Source organism: Streptomyces sp. Root1304, from assembly GCF_001426405.1.
In the GTDB taxonomy this organism is placed as follows: domain Bacteria; phylum Actinomycetota; class Actinomycetes; order Streptomycetales; family Streptomycetaceae; genus Streptomyces.
This window is the reverse complement of the sequence record NZ_LMEP01000001.1, coordinates 626,489-642,890: the sequence shown is the minus strand read 5'-3', so window position 1 is coordinate 642,890 and position 16,402 is coordinate 626,489. Positions and strand designations below refer to the sequence as shown.

Annotated in this window: 16 protein-coding genes; 15 read left to right on the top strand and 1 reads right to left on the bottom strand. The window is 71.2% G+C overall.

What is annotated here, in order from left to right; all coding sequences use genetic code 11:
* Nucleotides 1-13 precede the first annotated feature (13 nt).
* Genes ASD33_RS02915 through ASD33_RS02900 form a run of 4 tightly spaced genes read left to right on the top strand, consistent with a single transcriptional unit; the run spans nt 14 to nt 4,068 of the window.
* Nucleotides 14-568, top strand: coding sequence for a hypothetical protein (locus ASD33_RS02915; protein WP_157869979.1), 555 nt, complete (start codon nt 14-16; stop codon nt 566-568).
* Nucleotides 561-2,114 (top strand): peptidoglycan-binding protein, encoded by a 1,554-nt coding sequence (locus ASD33_RS02910; RefSeq protein WP_242426812.1) that lies wholly within the window; start codon nt 561-563, stop codon nt 2,112-2,114. Before ASD33_RS02915 ends, ASD33_RS02910 begins: the two co-directional genes overlap by 8 nt.
* On the top strand, nt 2,111-2,812 hold the full coding sequence (locus ASD33_RS02905; RefSeq protein ID WP_056552629.1) for an ABC transporter ATP-binding protein: 702 nt from the start codon (nt 2,111-2,113) through the stop codon (nt 2,810-2,812). The genes ASD33_RS02910 and ASD33_RS02905 overlap by 4 nt, the downstream gene beginning before the upstream one ends.
* A complete protein-coding gene (locus tag ASD33_RS02900) occupies nt 2,809-4,068 on the top strand; it encodes an ABC transporter permease (RefSeq protein ID WP_242426811.1) in 1,260 nt (419 codons plus the stop codon). The genes ASD33_RS02905 and ASD33_RS02900 overlap by 4 nt, the downstream gene beginning before the upstream one ends.
* Nucleotides 4,069-4,143: 75 nt before the next feature.
* Here ASD33_RS02900 and ASD33_RS02895 read toward each other — a convergent pair whose 3' ends face one another.
* The gene (locus ASD33_RS02895) at nt 4,144-5,025 is read right to left on the bottom strand and encodes a C40 family peptidase (protein WP_056552626.1); all 882 of its coding nucleotides are present in this window, start codon (nt 5,023-5,025) and stop codon (nt 4,144-4,146) included.
* Between the two features lie 670 nt (nt 5,026-5,695).
* Between ASD33_RS02895 and ASD33_RS02890 the strand changes: the two genes are divergently transcribed.
* From ASD33_RS02890 to nuoK, 11 genes are all read left to right on the top strand, one after another.
* On the top strand, nt 5,696-6,055 hold the full coding sequence (locus ASD33_RS02890) for an NADH-quinone oxidoreductase subunit A (RefSeq protein WP_019888619.1): 360 nt from the start codon (nt 5,696-5,698) through the stop codon (nt 6,053-6,055).
* A gap of 17 nt (nt 6,056-6,072) precedes the next feature.
* Nucleotides 6,073-6,627, top strand: coding sequence for an NADH-quinone oxidoreductase subunit B (locus ASD33_RS02885; protein ID WP_056552623.1), 555 nt, complete (start codon nt 6,073-6,075; stop codon nt 6,625-6,627).
* Between the two features lie 88 nt (nt 6,628-6,715).
* Nucleotides 6,716-7,447, top strand: a complete 732-nt coding sequence (locus ASD33_RS02880; protein WP_056552620.1) for an NADH-quinone oxidoreductase subunit C — start codon at nt 6,716-6,718, stop codon at nt 7,445-7,447.
* Nucleotides 7,444-8,766: an NADH-quinone oxidoreductase subunit D gene (locus tag ASD33_RS02875; RefSeq protein ID WP_056552617.1), complete on the top strand. Its 1,323-nt coding sequence runs from the start codon at nt 7,444-7,446 to the stop codon at nt 8,764-8,766. The genes ASD33_RS02880 and ASD33_RS02875 overlap by 4 nt, the downstream gene beginning before the upstream one ends.
* Nucleotides 8,763-9,503, top strand: coding sequence for an NADH-quinone oxidoreductase subunit NuoE (gene nuoE, locus ASD33_RS02870; protein ID WP_056552614.1), 741 nt, complete (start codon nt 8,763-8,765; stop codon nt 9,501-9,503). The genes ASD33_RS02875 and nuoE overlap by 4 nt, the downstream gene beginning before the upstream one ends.
* Nucleotides 9,500-10,852, top strand: coding sequence for an NADH-quinone oxidoreductase subunit NuoF (gene nuoF, locus ASD33_RS02865; RefSeq protein ID WP_199863432.1), 1,353 nt, complete (start codon nt 9,500-9,502; stop codon nt 10,850-10,852). Before nuoE ends, nuoF begins: the two co-directional genes overlap by 4 nt.
* Nucleotides 10,849-13,347, top strand: coding sequence for an NADH-quinone oxidoreductase subunit G (locus ASD33_RS02860; protein ID WP_056552610.1), 2,499 nt, complete (start codon nt 10,849-10,851; stop codon nt 13,345-13,347). Before nuoF ends, ASD33_RS02860 begins: the two co-directional genes overlap by 4 nt.
* Entirely contained in the window at nt 13,344-14,705 is a 1,362-nt protein-coding gene (gene nuoH / locus ASD33_RS02855) for an NADH-quinone oxidoreductase subunit NuoH (RefSeq protein ID WP_056552607.1), read from the top strand. The genes ASD33_RS02860 and nuoH overlap by 4 nt, the downstream gene beginning before the upstream one ends.
* The gene (nuoI, locus tag ASD33_RS02850; RefSeq protein ID WP_056552604.1) at nt 14,698-15,276 is read left to right on the top strand and encodes an NADH-quinone oxidoreductase subunit NuoI; all 579 of its coding nucleotides are present in this window, start codon (nt 14,698-14,700) and stop codon (nt 15,274-15,276) included. Before nuoH ends, nuoI begins: the two co-directional genes overlap by 8 nt.
* On the top strand, nt 15,273-16,097 hold the full coding sequence (locus tag ASD33_RS02845) for an NADH-quinone oxidoreductase subunit J (protein ID WP_056552601.1): 825 nt from the start codon (nt 15,273-15,275) through the stop codon (nt 16,095-16,097). Before nuoI ends, ASD33_RS02845 begins: the two co-directional genes overlap by 4 nt.
* On the top strand, nt 16,094-16,393 hold the full coding sequence (nuoK, locus tag ASD33_RS02840; protein ID WP_017239464.1) for an NADH-quinone oxidoreductase subunit NuoK: 300 nt from the start codon (nt 16,094-16,096) through the stop codon (nt 16,391-16,393). Before ASD33_RS02845 ends, nuoK begins: the two co-directional genes overlap by 4 nt.
* Nucleotides 16,394-16,402 lie beyond the last annotated feature (9 nt).

Below are 16,402 nucleotides of genomic sequence, written 5' to 3'. Positions count from 1 at the left end.
AAGGACCGTTCTGATGAGACGCCTCATGGCCGTTCCCGTGCTGATCCTCGCCCTCGGGCTCGGGGGGTGCTCGAGCGACGGGGACAGCGCAACCCGGTCGGGACCGAGCACCGGAACCACCTCCGCGGCCCCCTCCTCGTCCGCCGCCCCCTCGTCCGGCGGGCCTTCCGCCGGGGCCTCGAAGGGCACCGCCGACTGGGCCGCGTACTACGACTGCCTGGGCGCCCAGGGGCTCAAGCTCCAGGACAGCGGGGGCGGGGAGAAGCGCGTCGACAAGGACGCGAACACCGCCGAGGCGATCACCGCGGCCGAGCGGACCTGCGCCCCGAAGCTGCCCGAGCGGCCGAAGGCCGGGCCGGACCGGCTGGCGTCCGCGCAGAAGATGTCCGCCTGCATGCGCGGGAAGGGCGTCACCGACTACCCGGACCCCGACCCCGTCACCGGCGAGGTGCCGCTGACCGGCGCCCTGGCCGACCGGGTGAAGAGCGACCCCACGGTGATCGCGGCGCTGAAGGAGTGCGCCCCCATGGCGGGAGGCGGCAACGGCGGGACGGTCGTCGGTGGCTGACGACAGCCCGGCCGGCGAGGCCGCGACGGCGGCGGACCACCGTCACGGGGCCGGCGACACCGTGAGCGCGAAGGACTCCCCGGCCCCCGGCGGCGACGCCGGGGCCGTCCGGATGTCCCGGCGCCGCTTCTGGGTCGCCGCCCTCGTGGCGGGGGCGGTCGCCCTGACCGGCGCCGGAGTGGCGGCCACCTCGCTCATCCGGTCGCCCGCCCAGGTCGCCGCCGACGCCGAACCGCCCCCGCAGGACGTGCTGATCGCCCGGGTCGAGAACCGGGTCCTCGCGGAGACCGTCGTCCTGCGCGGCACCGTCGTGGCCGGCCAGACCATCCAGGTCGCCCCGGTCTCCGCCGGCGGCGAGGGCGGCGCCGCCCCCGTGATCACCAAGGTCTCCGTCCGGAGCGGGGACGCGGTGCGCTCGGGCAAGGTGCTCCTGGAGATATCCGGCCGGCCCGTCTTCGTCCTGCCCGGCGCCCTGCCCGTGTACCGGGACCTCAAGCCCGGCGCCACCGGCGACGACGTGAAGCAGCTGCAGACCGCGCTCGCCGGCCTCGGCCACGGCCGCGGCGAGGACGCCCGGGGCACCTTCGGCCCCGGAACCAAGGAAGCGGTCGAGGAGTTCTACGCCTCCATCGGCTACGACCCCCGGCCGGCCGTGGACGACGACGGCGCGGCCGTGGACGGCGCGAAGGCCGCCGTCACCGGCGCCGAACGGGCCGCCGTCGACGCCCGCGACGCCCTCGCGGCCAACACCGACGACACCCAGAAGAAGCAGCTCAAGAAGGCGCGCGACCGGGCCGTCGAGGATCTGGACGCCGCCCGCCGGGCGCTGGAGAAGGCCGAGGCCGCCGCCGGTCCGATGGTCCCGGCGGCCGAGGTCGTCTTCGTACGGGCCTTCCCGGCGCGGGTCGCCACGGTCACCGCACGGCCGGGGGCGCAGGCCTCCGGCACGGCCATGACCCTGTCCTCCGGCAGGCTGATGGCCCAGGGCTTCCTCCAGGACCACCAGAAGGGCCTGGTCCGCGCCGGACAGAAGGTGCGGATCCTCGCCGAGAGCACCGGGCAGGAGACGGCGGGCCGGGTGGTCTCGGTGGCCGACAGCCCGAGCAGGGAGCAGGACCAGCAGCCGGGGTCCGGCGGGCAGGGCTCCGGCTCCGGCTCCGGTGGGAACGGCGCCAACGGCGGGGGAGGGGACGGCGCGCAGGGCAGCGGCGCCGTCGGCTACCTCTTCACCGTCGAACCGGCCCGCGAACTCCCCTCGGGACTCGCGGACCAGGAGGTCCGGCTCACCATCGAGGCCGCCTCCACCGACGGCAAGGCCCTCGTCGTCCCGGTCACGGCCGTCTCCGCGGGTGTGGACGGCCGGACGGTCGTCACCACGGTCGACGGCACCGGCCGGCAGGAGCGGATCGAGGTGCGGACCGGCACGACCGGAGACGGTTTCGTCGAGGTCGTCCCGGTCACCGCCGGGGCGCTCAAGGAGGGCGACGAAGTGGTCACCGGGGTGAACCCGGGCGTGGCGTCGGGGAAGTCCAAGGGGTCGCCGTGAGCGATCAGGACGTCCCGGTCATCGAGTTCCGCGCGGTGAGCCTGACCTATCCGGGACCGCCGCCCGTCGCCGCCCTGAGACCGTGCGGACTCACCGTACGGAAAGGGGAGTTCATCACGGTCGTCGGCCCGTCCGGATCGGGCAAGTCGACCTTCCTGAACGTCGCCGGACTGCTCGACGCGCCCACCGGCGGTACGTACCTCCTGGACGGCATCGACACGGCGGCGCTGCGCGACGGGGACCGTACGGCCCTGCGCGGGCGGCGCATCGGCTTCGTCTTCCAGTCCTTCCACCTCCTTCCGCACCGCAGCGCCACCGAGAACGTCATGCTCTCGATGGTCTACTCGGCGGTGCCCCGGGCCGAGCGCCGGGCCCGGGCCCGTACCGCCCTCGAACGGGTGGGGCTCGGACACCGGGCCGACGCGCTGCCCGGCCGGCTGTCCGGCGGCGAACGCCAGCGGGTGGCCATCGCCCGCGCCCTGGCCGGCCGCCCTTCGCTGCTGCTGTGCGACGAGCCGACCGGCAACCTCGACTCGGACAACGCGGGATCGGTCCTCGACCTCCTCGGCGAACTGCACGCCTCCGGGATGACGATCCTCGTGATCACCCACGACGCGGAGGTCGCCGAGCGCGGCCAGCGCACGGTGACCATCCGCGACGGGGTGCTGAGCGAGCCGGTGACGGAGGCGACAGGGTGAGCCGATCCCCCAGGGGCGGGAAGCCCCGGAAGCGGAACCGGCTGGTCGAACCCTCCCGGCTGGCCGCCCGCGACGTCCTCGCCGAGGCCGTCGCCGGGATGCTCCAGCGGCCGGGACGCTCGGTCCTCACCGCGCTCGGCACCGTCCTCGGCGTCGGCACGTTCGTCGCGATCCTCGGGCTCACGGCGACCACCTCCTCGCAGATCGACGCGCGGTTCAACCTGCTGACGGCCACCGAGGTGACCGTCGAGGACGTGGCCCGCGAACAGGACGAGTTCGCCGACCCCGCCTTCCCGGCCGACGCGGACGCCCGCATCGAGCGGCTCGGCGGCGTCGAGGACGCCGGTGTCTACTGGTCCGTCCGCCTGGAACCGGGCACGGCCGTCCGCTCCGCACCGGTCGGCGACGGCGGGGGCAGCGAGCGGATCGAGGTCGTCGCGGCGTCCCCCGGGGCGCTGCGGGCGGCGGCGCCGACGCTCGCCCAGGGCCGGCTGTACGACGAGTTCACCTCCCGGTCCGGTCAGCCGGTCGCCGTGCTCGGCAAGTCGGTCGCGGACCGGCTCGGCATCACGACCCTGGAGACCCGGCCCGCGGTGTTCATCGGCGACGAACCGTTCACGGTCGCCGGGATCATCGACGACGTGCAGCGCAGGGCGGACGTCCTGATGTCGGTGACCGTGCCGAGGACGACCGCCGAGAAGCTGTGGGGGCCGCCGCAGCAGGGTGACGCGAAGATGCTGATCACGACGGCGACGGGCGCGGCCGGCCAGATCGCGCGGGAGGCGCCGGTCGCCCTGCGCCCGGACCACCCGGAGTACCTGAAGGCGATCCCCCCGCCGGACCCCAAGGCCCTGCGGGCGGGCGTGACCGACGACCTGGACCAGCTGTTCCTGCTGCTCGCGGCGATCTGTCTGGTCATCGGCGCGGTCGGGATCGCCAACACCACGCTCGTCGCGGTCCTCGAACGGACCGGGGAAATCGGCCTGCGGCGGGCCCTCGGCGCCAGGGGACGGCACATCACCGTCCAGTTCCTCACGGAATCGGGTGCTCTGGGCGCGTTGGGCGGTCTCGTCGGTACGGCGCTCGGGGTGTCCACGGTCATCGCGGTGGCGCTGGTGCGCGACTGGACTCCGGTCATGCACACCGGGACGGTGGTCGCGGCCCCGGCCGTCGGCCTGGTCACGGGAGTCGTCGCCGGGCTCTACCCGGCCTGGCGGGCCTCCCGGATCGAACCGGCCGAGGCGCTGCGCCGCTGACCCGGCGCCGCGGGTACGGCGAAGGGCCGTCGCTCCCCCGAGGAGTGACGGCCCTTCGGCGTGAAGAGGGGTGGATCAGAGGATGCGGACGGCGCCCGAGGGCATGTCCCAGTCCAGGGAGCGCTCGACGACGCCCGTCGACGGGTTCTGCGCGCCGACGTACTTGCCGCCGCCCACGTAGATGGCCACGTGGTACGAGCCGCTGCGGCTGCCCCAGTAGAGGACGTCGCCCGGCTGGAGGTTGCTCAGGGAGACGGAGGTGCCCATGCTCGACTGGTCGCCGGAGATGCGGGGCAGGTCGATGCCGGCCTCGCGGTAGGCGGCCTGGACGAGGCCCGAGCAGTCCCAGGAGTTGGGGCCGGTGCCGCCCATGACGTACGAGTCGCCGATCTGGGCACGGGCGAAGGCCACGATCGCGGCGGCGGAGCCGGAGGGCGCCTGCGTGGTGCTCTCGCTGCTGCCGGTCGAGGAGCCGCTGTCCGAGGACGAGCCGCTGTCGTTCGACGAGCTCGTGGACGTGGTGGAGAGCTGGGTGCGCGCGCGGTCGCGGGAGGCGCGGTCCTCGGCCTCCTGGCGCTCCTGCTCGGCCTTGAGGCGGGCCTTCTCGGCCTTCTCGGCGGCGGCCTTGCGGTCGGCCTCGGCCTTGGCCTTCTTGGCCTCCTGGGAGGCCTTGAGGAGGGCGGTGTTCTCCTGCGTGGCGAGGCTCTGGTCGAGAGCCTCCTGCTGGGAGGCCTCGGCGGAGGCGGCGACGGCACTGGCGAGGCCCGTGCCGGCGTCGAGCGAGCCGAGGGTGGGCATTTCGATGGTCTCGGTCACCGGCTCGGCCGAGGCCGGCCCGGCAGCACCGGCCACCGCGATGGTGCCGAGGACGCCACCGGCAACTCCGGCTCGCAGCGCGAGCTTCGAGGCGCTGCGGCGGGGCTTCCGGTGGCTGGGTATGTGAGCGGTGTGGGACATGGGAACAACCGCTATCAGGGCTTCAGGGTTCCCTTCAAGAAACGTGGGTTGCGCCACAGTTACGTTTGGAAGCCGCGAATCCGCTTCCGTGGCGCCCTTATTGACGCCGTAACGGGCAAAACGGGCACAGCTCATCCGGGGCTTGATCACGGGTTTTCATTGAAACGTCCGAATTGCCCGACGCTTACCACCTCTTGACGCCGATGGCCAAGCCCCGCTTTTTTCGTGACTTCGCGGTGTGGCGCAGGTCACACTCCCGTCTCACGAACGCTCGTGAAAGCGCGCCCGCGTCCACCCTCGTACGCCGGACCCCCCGACCGGGCGACGGGCGGTTCCTCTATCACCCGTACGCGTCCATCGCCAATTTGCTTGTAGTGGCCATCACTTGATAGTGCGACACCCCCTCCGATCAGCGATTTCCGGTCCGGATGTCACATCTGGTGATCACCTGGGCGCTTCGCGCAACAAGATCACCGCTCATCCGACTTCATGATCCTTCGTCAGGTGGTGGAGATCACAAAGTCGTTGCTGCACCCCGTGTCGCAGATCACAGAGGGGCGGGCATAGGATGCGGGGCAGCCGGGCTTGTGAACTGCCTCACATGGGGGCGATCTTTCACGGTCCGGCCGTGCGGTCCAACGGTCAAGGACGACTGGAAGGAGCGAGGAGCGTGAATGCGTACGCGCCCGTCCTCGTGCTCGGTGCCCTGGGTGCGGGGTTTGCGATCTTCTCCGTGGTCATGGCCACGCTTATCGGGCCAAAGCGGTACAACAGGGCAAAACTTGAGGCGTACGAGTGCGGCATCGAGCCGACGCCCACTCCCGCCGGAGGCGGCCGCTTCCCGATCAAGTACTACCTGACGGCGATGCTCTTCATCGTCTTCGACATCGAGATCGTCTTCCTCTACCCCTGGGCGGTCACCTTCGACGCCCTGGGGCTTTTCGGGCTCGTGGAGATGCTGCTCTTCGTGCTCACCGTCTTCGTCGCCTACGCCTACGTGTGGCGTCGCGGCGGCCTGGAATGGGACTGAGGGGCTGAGGGGCACCTATGGGACTCGAAGAGAAACTCCCGAGCGGCTTTCTGCTGACGACGGTCGAACAGGCCGCGGGCTGGGTGCGCAAGGCGTCCGTGTTCCCCGCGACCTTCGGCCTCGCCTGCTGCGCCATCGAGATGATGACCACCGGAGCCGGCCGGTACGACCTGGCCCGCTTCGGCATGGAGGTCTTCCGCGGCTCGCCGCGCCAGGCCGACCTGATGATCGTGGCCGGCCGGGTCAGCCAGAAGATGGCGCCCGTCCTGAGGCAGGTCTACGACCAGATGCCCAACCCCAAGTGGGTCATCTCCATGGGCGTCTGCGCCTCCTCGGGCGGCATGTTCAACAACTACGCGATCGTCCAGGGCGTCGACCACATCGTGCCGGTCGACATCTACCTGCCCGGCTGCCCGCCGCGGCCGGAGATGCTGCTCGACGCGATCCTCAAGCTCCACCAGAAGATCCAGACCTCCAAGCTCGGCGTGAACGCCGAGGAGGCGGCCCGGGAGGCGGAGGAGGCGGCGCTCAAGGCGCTGCCGACCATCGAAATGAAGGGGCTGCTGAGGTGACCGGCGCACGCGCGGCCGCCGGGCCGCAGCAAGCGACGAAGCCGGCACCTCTGCGCCGCGCGGGCGGAGAAGGGAACGGTTCAGCACAGTGAGCGACGAGACACCCAACCCCGAGAAGGACCTCAGCGCGCAGAACCTGCCGGGGCAGCGCGGGGAGCACGGCGAGGAGGTCCGCGTCCAGCGCGGCATGTTCGGCGCCAACAACGGCGGCGACACCTCCGGCTACGGCGGCCTCGTCCGCTCGATCCGGCTCCCCGGCGAAGCCACCCGCCCCTACGGCGGCTGGTTCGACGAGGTCGCCGACGAACTCGAGGGCGCGCTGGAGGAGCAGGGACTCCTGCCGTCCGGCGCCATCGAGAAGACCGTCGTCGACCGCGGCGAGCTGACCTTCCACATCGAGCGCGAGCACCTCGTCCGCGTCGCCCGCACCCTGCGCGACGACCCGGCGCTCCGCTTCGAGCTCTGCACCGGCGTCTCCGGCGTGCACTACCCCGGGGACAAGGGCCGCGAGCTGCACGCGGTGTACCACCTGCGCTCGCTCACCCACGGCCGGCTGCTGCGCCTGGAGGTCTCGGCGCCCGACGCCGACCCGCACATCCCGTCCCTGGTCGCCGTCTACCCGACGAACGACTGGCACGAGCGCGAGACGTACGACTTCTTCGGCATCGTCTTCGACGGCCACCCCGCCCTCACCCGGATCATGATGCCGGACGACTGGCAGGGCCACCCGCAGCGCAAGGACTACCCCCTCGGCGGCATCGCCGTCGAGTACAAGGGCGCCCAGATCCCGGCTCCGGACCAGCGGAGGTCGTACTCGTGAGCACTTCCCACGCGTCTCCCCGCGAGACGACAGAAGGCGCCGTCTACACGGTGACCGGCGGCGACTGGGAAGAGGTCGTCCAGTCCGCCGCCAAGGCCGACGACGAGCGCATCATCGTCAACATGGGCCCCCAGCACCCGTCCACCCACGGCGTGCTCCGGCTCATCCTGGAGATCGACGGCGAGACCGTCACCGAGGCCCGCTGCGGCATCGGCTACCTCCATACCGGCATCGAGAAGAACCTCGAGTACCGGACCTGGACGCAGGGCACCACCTTCGTCACGCGCATGGACTACCTCACCTCGTTCTACAACGAGACGGCGTACTGCCTCGGCGTGGAGAAGCTGCTCGGCATCACCGACCAGATCCCGGACCGCGCCAGCATCATCCGCGTCCTGCTGATGGAGCTGAACCGGCTCTCCTCCCACCTGGTGTGCATCGCCACCGGCGGCATGGAGCTCGGCGCCACCACGATCATGATCTACGGCTTCCGGGACCGCGAGATGATCCTGGACCTGTACGAGCTGATCACCGGCCTGCGCATGAACCACGCGTTCATCCGCCCCGGCGGCCTCGCCCAGGACCTCCCGCCCGGCGCCGTCGACGCCGTCCGCGAGTTCGTGAAGACCATGAAGAAGAACCTGCCGGAGTACGACAAGCTCGCCACCGGCAACCCCATCTTCAAGGCCCGCATGCAGGACGTCGGCTACCTCGACCTCACCGGCTGCATGGCGCTCGGCGCCACCGGACCGATCCTGCGCTCGGCGGGCCTCCCGCACGACCTGCGCAAGACCGACCCGTACTGCGGCTACGAGAACTACGACTTCGAGGTCCCGACCGCCGACAGCTGCGACTCCTACGGACGCTTCCTCGTCCGCCTGGAGGAGATGCGCCAGTCCCTCCGGATCGTCGAGCAGTGCCTCGACCGCCTGGAGCCCGGCGACGTCATGGTCGGCGACAAGAAGATCGCCTGGCCCGCGCAGCTCGCCCTCGGCGTCGACGGCCTCGGCAACTCCATGGACCACATCAAGAAGATCATGGGCACCTCCATGGAGGCCCTGATCCACCACTTCAAGCTGGTGACCGAGGGCTTCCGGGTCCCCGCCGGGCAGGCCTACGCGGCCGTCGAGTCCCCCAAGGGCGAACTCGGCGTGCACGTCGTCTCCGACGGCGGCACCCGCCCCTTCCGGGTCCACTTCCGCGACCCGTCCTTCACCAACCTCCAGGCCATGGCCGCGATGTGCGAGGGCGGCCAGGTCGCCGACGTCATCGTCGCCGTCGCCTCCATCGACCCCGTGATGGGAGGCGTCGACCGATGACGGAGAACGTCAGCCTGGGGATGCCCCAGCTCCCCGCCCCCGCGTACCCGGCCGAGGTCCGCGCCCGCCTGACGGAGGACGCGCGGGCGATCATCGACCGCTACCCGGACTCCCGCTCCGCGCTCCTGCCGATGCTGCACCTCGTGCAGTCGGAGGAGGGCCATGTGACCCGCACCGGCATGGCGTTCTGCGCCGAGACCCTCGGCCTCACCACCGCCGAGGTCACCGCCGTCGCCACCTTCTACACCATGTACCGGCGCAAGCCCTCCGGCGACTACCAGGTCGGCGTCTGCACCAACACGCTCTGCGCGGTCATGGGCGGCGACGCCATCTTCGAGGAGCTCAAGCAGCACCTCGGCGTCGGCAACGACGAGACCACCGAAGACGGCAGGATCACCCTCGAACACATCGAGTGCAACGCCGCCTGCGACTTCGCCCCCGTGGTGATGGTCAACTGGGAGTTCTTCGACAACCAGACCCCCGAGTCCGCCAAGAAGATGGTGGACGACCTCCGGGCCGGCCGGACCGTCGAACCCACCCGCGGCGCCCCGCTCTGCACCTTCAAGGAGACCGCCCGCATCCTCGCCGGCTTCCCCGACGAGCGCCCCGGCGCCGTCGAGGCCACCGGCGGCGCGGGCCCCGCCTCCCTCGTCGGACTCCGACTCGCCAAGGGCGAGCAGCCGCACCACCGAATCGTCCACCCGCGCGGTGAGACCTCCGGTCAGGAGGGGGAGTGATGACCTTGGCCGCCGAGATCAACAACAGCAGCCCCGAGAAGCTCCTCGCGCCGGTGCTCTCGGCCTTCTGGGACCAGCCCGACTCCTGGACCCTGGAGACCTACGAGCGCCACGAGGGCTACCAGGGACTCAGGCGCGCCCTCGCGATGAGCCCCGACGACCTCATCGCGTACGTCAAGGAATCCGGCCTCCGCGGCCGCGGCGGCGCAGGCTTCCCCACCGGCATGAAGTGGCAGTTCATCCCGCAGGGCGACGGCAAGCCCCACTACCTCGTCGTCAACGCCGACGAGTCCGAGCCCGGCACCTGCAAGGACATCCCGCTCCTCTTCGCCAACCCGCACTCCCTCATCGAGGGAATGATCATCGCCTGCTACGCGATCCGCTCCGAGCACGCGTTCATCTACCTGCGCGGCGAGGTCGTCCCCGTGCTCCGCCGCCTCCACGAGGCCGTCCGCGAGGCCTACGCCGCCGGCTACCTCGGCCGGGACATCCTCGGCAGCGGCCTGAACCTCGAACTCACCGTGCACGCCGGCGCCGGCGCGTACATCTGCGGCGAGGAGACCGCGCTCCTCGACTCGCTCGAAGGGCGCCGCGGCCAGCCCCGGCTGCGCCCCCCCTTCCCCGCGGTCGCCGGTCTGTACGCCTGCCCCACTGTCGTGAACAACGTCGAGTCCATCGCGTCCGTTCCCGCGATCCTCAACCGGGGCAAGGAATGGTTCACCTCGATGGGCAGCGAGAAGTCCCCGGGCTTCACGCTGTACTCGCTCTCCGGGCACGTCTCCTCGCCCGGCCAGTACGAGGCCCCGCTCGGCATCACCCTGCGCCAGCTCCTCGACATGAGCGGCGGCATGCGCCCCGGCCACCGCCTCAAGTTCTGGACGCCCGGCGGCTCCTCCACCCCCATGTTCACCGACGAGCACCTCGACGTGCCCCTCGACTACGAGGGCGTCGGTGCCGCCGGATCCATGCTCGGCACCAAGGCGCTCCAGTGCTTCGACGAGACCACCTGCGTCGTGCGGGCCGTCACCCGCTGGACCGAGTTCTACGCCCACGAGTCCTGCGGCAAGTGCACGCCCTGCCGCGAAGGCACGTACTGGCTCGTCCAGTTGCTCCGCGACATCGAGGCCGGCAAGGGCAAGATGTCCGACCTCGACAAGCTCAACGACATCGCCGACAACATCAACGGCAAGTCGTTCTGCGCCCTCGGCGACGGCGCCGCCTCGCCGATCTTCTCCTCGCTGAAGTACTTCCGCGAGGAGTACGAGCAGCACATCACCGGCCGGGGCTGCCCCTTCGACCCGGCCAAGTCGACCGCCTGGGCGGACAACCACAAGGAGGTGTCGGCATGACGGTCACCACGGCCGGCCCGGCCGGCGGCGGCTCCCCGGCCGTACCGCCCGAGGATCTCGTCACGCTGACCATCGACGGCATCGAGATCTCCGTCCCCAAGGGGACCCTGGTCATCCGCGCCGCCGAACAGCTCGGCATCGAGATCCCGCGGTTCTGCGACCACCCGCTCCTCGACCCCGCCGGCGCCTGCCGCCAGTGCATCGTCGAGGTCGAGGGCCAGCGCAAGCCGATGGCCTCCTGCACCATCACCTGCACCGACGGCATGGTGGTGAAGTCGCAGCTGACCAGCCCGGTCGCCGAGAAGGCCCAGCACGGCGTGATGGAGCTGCTGCTCGTCAACCACCCGCTGGACTGCCCGGTCTGCGACAAGGGCGGCGAGTGCCCCCTGCAGAACCAGGCCATGTCCCACGGGCAGTCCGAGTCCCGCTTCGAGGGCGTCAAGCGCACCTACGAGAAGCCGGTCCCGATCTCCACCCAGGTCCTGCTCGACCGCGAACGCTGCGTGCTCTGCGCCCGCTGCACCCGCTTCTCCAACCAGGTCGCCGGCGACCCGATGATCGAGCTCATCGAGCGCGGCGCCCTCCAGCAGGTCGGCACCGGCGAGGGCGACCCCTTCGAGTCGTACTTCTCCGGCAACACCATCCAGATCTGCCCGGTCGGCGCCCTCACCTCGGCCGCCTACCGCTTCCGCTCCCGCCCCTTCGACCTGGTCTCCTCGCCGTCGGTGTGCGAGCAGTGCGCCGGCGGCTGCGCCACCCGCACCGACCACCGGCGCGGCAAGGTCATGCGGCGGCTCGCCGCCGACGACCCGGAGGTCAACGAGGAGTGGATCTGCGACAAGGGCCGCTTCGGCTTCCGCTACGCCCAGCAGCGCGACCGGCTCACCACCCCGCTGGTCCGCAACACCGACACCGGTGAACTGGAGCCCGCCTCCTGGCCGGAGGCCCTGGAGGCCGCCGCCCGCGGCCTCGTCCGCGGCCGCACCGGCGTCCTCGCCGGCGGCAGGCTGACCGTCGAGGACTCCTACGCGTACGCCAAGTTCGCCCGCGTCGCCCTCGACACCCACGACATCGACTTCCGGGCCCGGATCCACTCCGGCGAGGAGGCCGACTTCCTGGCCTCCGCCGTCGCCGGACGCGGCCGCGACCTGGACGGCACGGGCGTCACGTACACCTCGCTCGAAGCCGCCCCGGCCGTGCTCCTGGTCGGCCTGGAGGCCGAGGAGGAGGCCCCCGGCGTCTTCCTGCGGCTCCGCAAGGCCTGGCGCAAGCACGGCCAGAAGACGTACGCCGTCGCCTCTTTCGCGACCCGCGGCCTGGAGAAGGCCGGCGGCACCCTGCTGCCCGCCGCCCCCGGCACCGAGACCGAATGGCTCGACGCCCTCACCTCCCGGGTCGGCCTCGAAGGCGACGGACTCGCCGCCGCCGAGGCCCTCCGCCAGGAAGGCTCCGTCCTCGCCGTCGGCGAACGCCTCGCCGGCGTCCCCGGCGCGCTGACCGCCGCCCTGCGCGCCTCGGCCGCCACCGGCGCCCGGCTCGTCTGGATCCCGCGCCGCTCCGGCGAACGCGGAGCCGTCGAGGCCGGAGCGCTCCCCGCGCTGCTCCCCGGCGGGCGGCCCGCGACCCACCCGCGCGCGCGGGAGGAGGTCGCCGCCGTCTGGGGCGTCCGCGAACTCCCGCACGGCTACGGCCGCGACACCGGCCAGATCGTCGAGGCCGCCGCCACCGGCGAACTCGCCGCCCTGCTCGTCGGCGCCGTCGGCGTCTCCGACCTGCCGGACCCGGCCCGTGCGCGCGAGGCCCTGGACGCGGCCTTCGTCGTCTCCCTGGAGCTGCGGCCCAGCGAGGTCACCGCACGCGCCGACGTCGTCCTGCCGGTCGCCGCCGTCGCCGAGAAGCCCGGCACCTTCCTCAACTGGGAGGGCAGGGCCCGGATGTTCGAGGCCGCGCTCAAGCCCGAGCAGATGACCCGGCCGCTCGCGCCGAGCGACGCGCGCGTGCTCCACATGCTCGCCGACGCCCTCGACGTCCACCTCGGCCTGCCCGACCTCAGGGCCGTACGCCGGGAACTCGACCGGCTCGCCGGCTGGGCCGACGAGCGGGCCTCCGAGCCCAGCGAGCCCGGACAGGCCGCGGCCCGGCCCGGCGACGGCGAGGCCGTCCTCGCCGGACACCGGATGCTGCTCGACCTCGGCCGCCTCCAGGAGGGCGACACCGCGCTTGCCGGAACCCGGCACGCCGCCGTCGCCCGGCTCTCCGCCGCCACCGCCGCCGACACCGGCGTCAAGGACGGCGACCTCCTCGAAGTCACCGGCCCCGCCGGCTCCGTGGCCTTCCCGCTCCAGGTCACCGAGATGCCCGACCGCGTCGTCTGGGTCCCGCTGAACTCGGCCGGCCGGGGCGTCCTCTCCGACACCGGCGCCCACCCGGGCGACCCGGTCCGCATCGGCCCGGCGACCCCGAGCCCCGTCGATGTCACGGAGGTGCAGGCATGACCACGCCGCTCGCCGCTGAAGACCTGTCCATGTTCGGCACGGACCCCTGGTGGCTCGTCCTGATCAAGGCCGTCTTCTGCTTCGCCTTCCTGATGGTCACCGTGCTCTTCTCCATCGTGTGGGAGCGCAAGGTCGTCGCCTGGATGCAGCTGCGCATCGGCCCCAACCGGCACGGCCCCTGGGGCCTCCTCCAGTCCCTCGCGGACGGCATCAAGCTGATGCTCAAGGAGGACGTGATCGTCAAGAAGGCCGACAAGGTCGTCTACGTCCTCGCCCCGATCGTCGCCGCCATCCCGGCGTTCATGGCCATCGCCGTGATCCCCTTCGGCCCGGCCGGCAACGAGGTCTCGATCTTCGGCCACCGCACCGCGATGCAGCTCACCGACCTGCCGATCGCGATGCTGTACGTCCTCGCGGTCGCCTCCGTCGGCATCTACGGCATCGTCCTCGCCGGCTGGTCCTCCGGCTCCACGTACCCGCTCCTCGGCGGTCTGCGCTCCTGCGCGCAGATGATCTCGTACGAGATCGCCATGGGCGCCGCCTTCGCCTCCGTCTTCCTCTACTCCGGGTCGATGTCGACCTCGAAGATCGTCGAGGCGCAGGCGGACCGCTGGTTCATCATCCTGCTGCCGGTCTCGTTCATCATCTACATCATCACGATGGTCGGCGAGACCAACCGCGCCCCCTTCGACATGCCGGAGTCCGAGGGCGACCTCGTCGGTGGCTTCAACACCGAGTACTCGTCCATCAAGTTCGCGATGTTCATGCTCGCCGAGTACGTGAACATGGTGACGGTCTCCGCCGTGTCGGTGACCCTCTTCCTGGGCGGCTGGCGGGCCCCGTACCCGGTGTCCACCTTCTGGGAGGGCGCGAACCACGGCTGGTGGCCGATGCTCTGGTTCGTCATCAAGGTGCAGCTGCTGCTGTTCTTCTTCATCTGGCTCCGCGGCACCCTGCCCCGCGTCCGCTACGACCAGCTGATGAAGCTCGGCTGGAAGGTCCTCATCCCGGTCTCCGTGGTCTGGCTGATGCTGGTCGCCACCGTCCGGGCGCTGCGGAACGAGAACATCGCCTTCACCAACATCGTCCTGTACGTCGCCGGAGCCGTCCTCGGACTGCTGCTGCTCTCCTTCGTGATCGACGTGTTCCGCGACCGGAAGGCGAAGGCGACCACCGCCGGACCCGCCGGGGAGCGGGCCTTCGACCCGATGGCCGGCGGCTTCCCCGTACCGCCCAAGCCCGGCCAGTCCCTGCCGCCCGTGCCCCGGCGCAGGCCGCGGCACGACCGGGACCTCGTGGTCAGCGGGGCCTCCGACACTGCCACTGCGAGTGAGGGAAAGGAGACGGACGGTGTCTGACTTCCAGAATCCGGTGGCCGGCTTCGGCGTGACCTTCAAGGCCATGTTCAAGAAGCGGCTGACCGAGCAGTACCCGGAGCAGCCGAAGACGACGGCGCCCCGCTTCCACGGCCGGCACCAGCTCAACCGTCACCCCGACGGCCTGGAGAAGTGCGTCGGCTGCGAACTGTGCGCCTGGGCCTGTCCCGCCGACGCCATCTACGTCGAGGGCGCGGACAACACCGACGAGGAGCGCTACTCGCCCGGCGAGCGGTACGGCCGCGTCTACCAGATCAACTACGCCCGCTGCATCCTGTGCGGGCTGTGCATCGAGGCCTGCCCCACCCGGGCGCTGACGATGACCAACGAGTTCGAACTGGCCGACTCCTCCCGCGAGAACCTGATCTACACCAAGGAACAGCTCCTCGCGGGCCTCGACGACACCATGGTCGACACCCCGCACGCGATCTTCCCCGGCATGACCGAACAGGACTACTACCGGGGCCTGGTCGAGGAGGCCGCCCCGGGCACCGTCCGCCAGGTCGCCGTGTCCAAGGGGGAGACGGGCGAGCCGGAGGGGGCGGACGCATGAGCAACCTCGCTGCCTACACGACGTCCTCGGGCGAGGCCTTCCAGTTCTGGGTCCTCGGCACCGTCGCCGTCATCGGCGCCCTCTGCACGATCCTGATGCGGCGGGCCGTCCACTCGGCGCTCTGCCTCGCCGGAACCATGATCATCCTCGCGGTCTTCTACCTGGCCAACGGGGCGTACTTCCTCGGCATCGTCCAGATCGTCGTCTACACCGGCGCGATCATGATGCTCTTCCTCTTCGTCGTCATGCTGGTCGGTGTCACGGCCGCGGACTCGCTGAAGGAGACCATCAAGGGCCAGCGCTGGTGGGCCGTCCTCTGCGGCCTCGGCTTCGGCGTCCTGCTCGCCGCCGGCATCGGCAACGCCTCGCTGACGGAGTTCGCCGGACTCGGCGCCGCCAACAGCGCGCGCGGCGGGAACGTCGAGGGCCTCGCCGCCCTCATCTTCACCAAGTACGTCTTCGCCTTCGAGATCACCGGCGCGCTGCTCATCACCGCCGCCGTCGGCGCGATGGTGCTCACCCACCGCGAGCGCACCGAGAAGGCGCGCACCCAGCGCGAACTCGCCGAGCAGCGCGTCCGCGAGGGCACCCACGTGCCGCCGCTGCCCGCCCCCGGCGTCTACGCCCGGCACAACGCCGTGGACATCGCCGGTCTGCTGCCCGACGGGACCCCGTCGGAGCTCACCGTCATGCAGACCCTGCGCAAGCGGGGCCAGATCCGGGACGTGTCCACCGAGGCGCTGGCCGACCTCAAGGCCCTGGAGCAGCGCTCCGAGGAGCGGCTCGGCCGGGACCGGGACGAAGAGGAGGCCACCCGGTGAACCCCGTCAACTACCTGTACCTCGCCGCCCTGCTGTTCACCATCGGTGCGGCCGGGGTGCTGATCCGGCGCAACGCGATCGTGGTCTTCATGTGCGTCGAGCTGATGCTCAACGCCTGCAACCTCGCGTTCGTCACCTTCTCCCGCATGCACGGAAACCTCGACGGCCAGATCATCGCGTTCTTCACGATGGTCGTCGCCGCCGCGGAGGTCGTCGTCGGGCTCGCGATCATCGTGTCCGTCTTCCGTGCCCGCCACTCGGCCTCGGTCGACGACGCCAGCCTGATGAAGCTGTGAGGGGCTGAC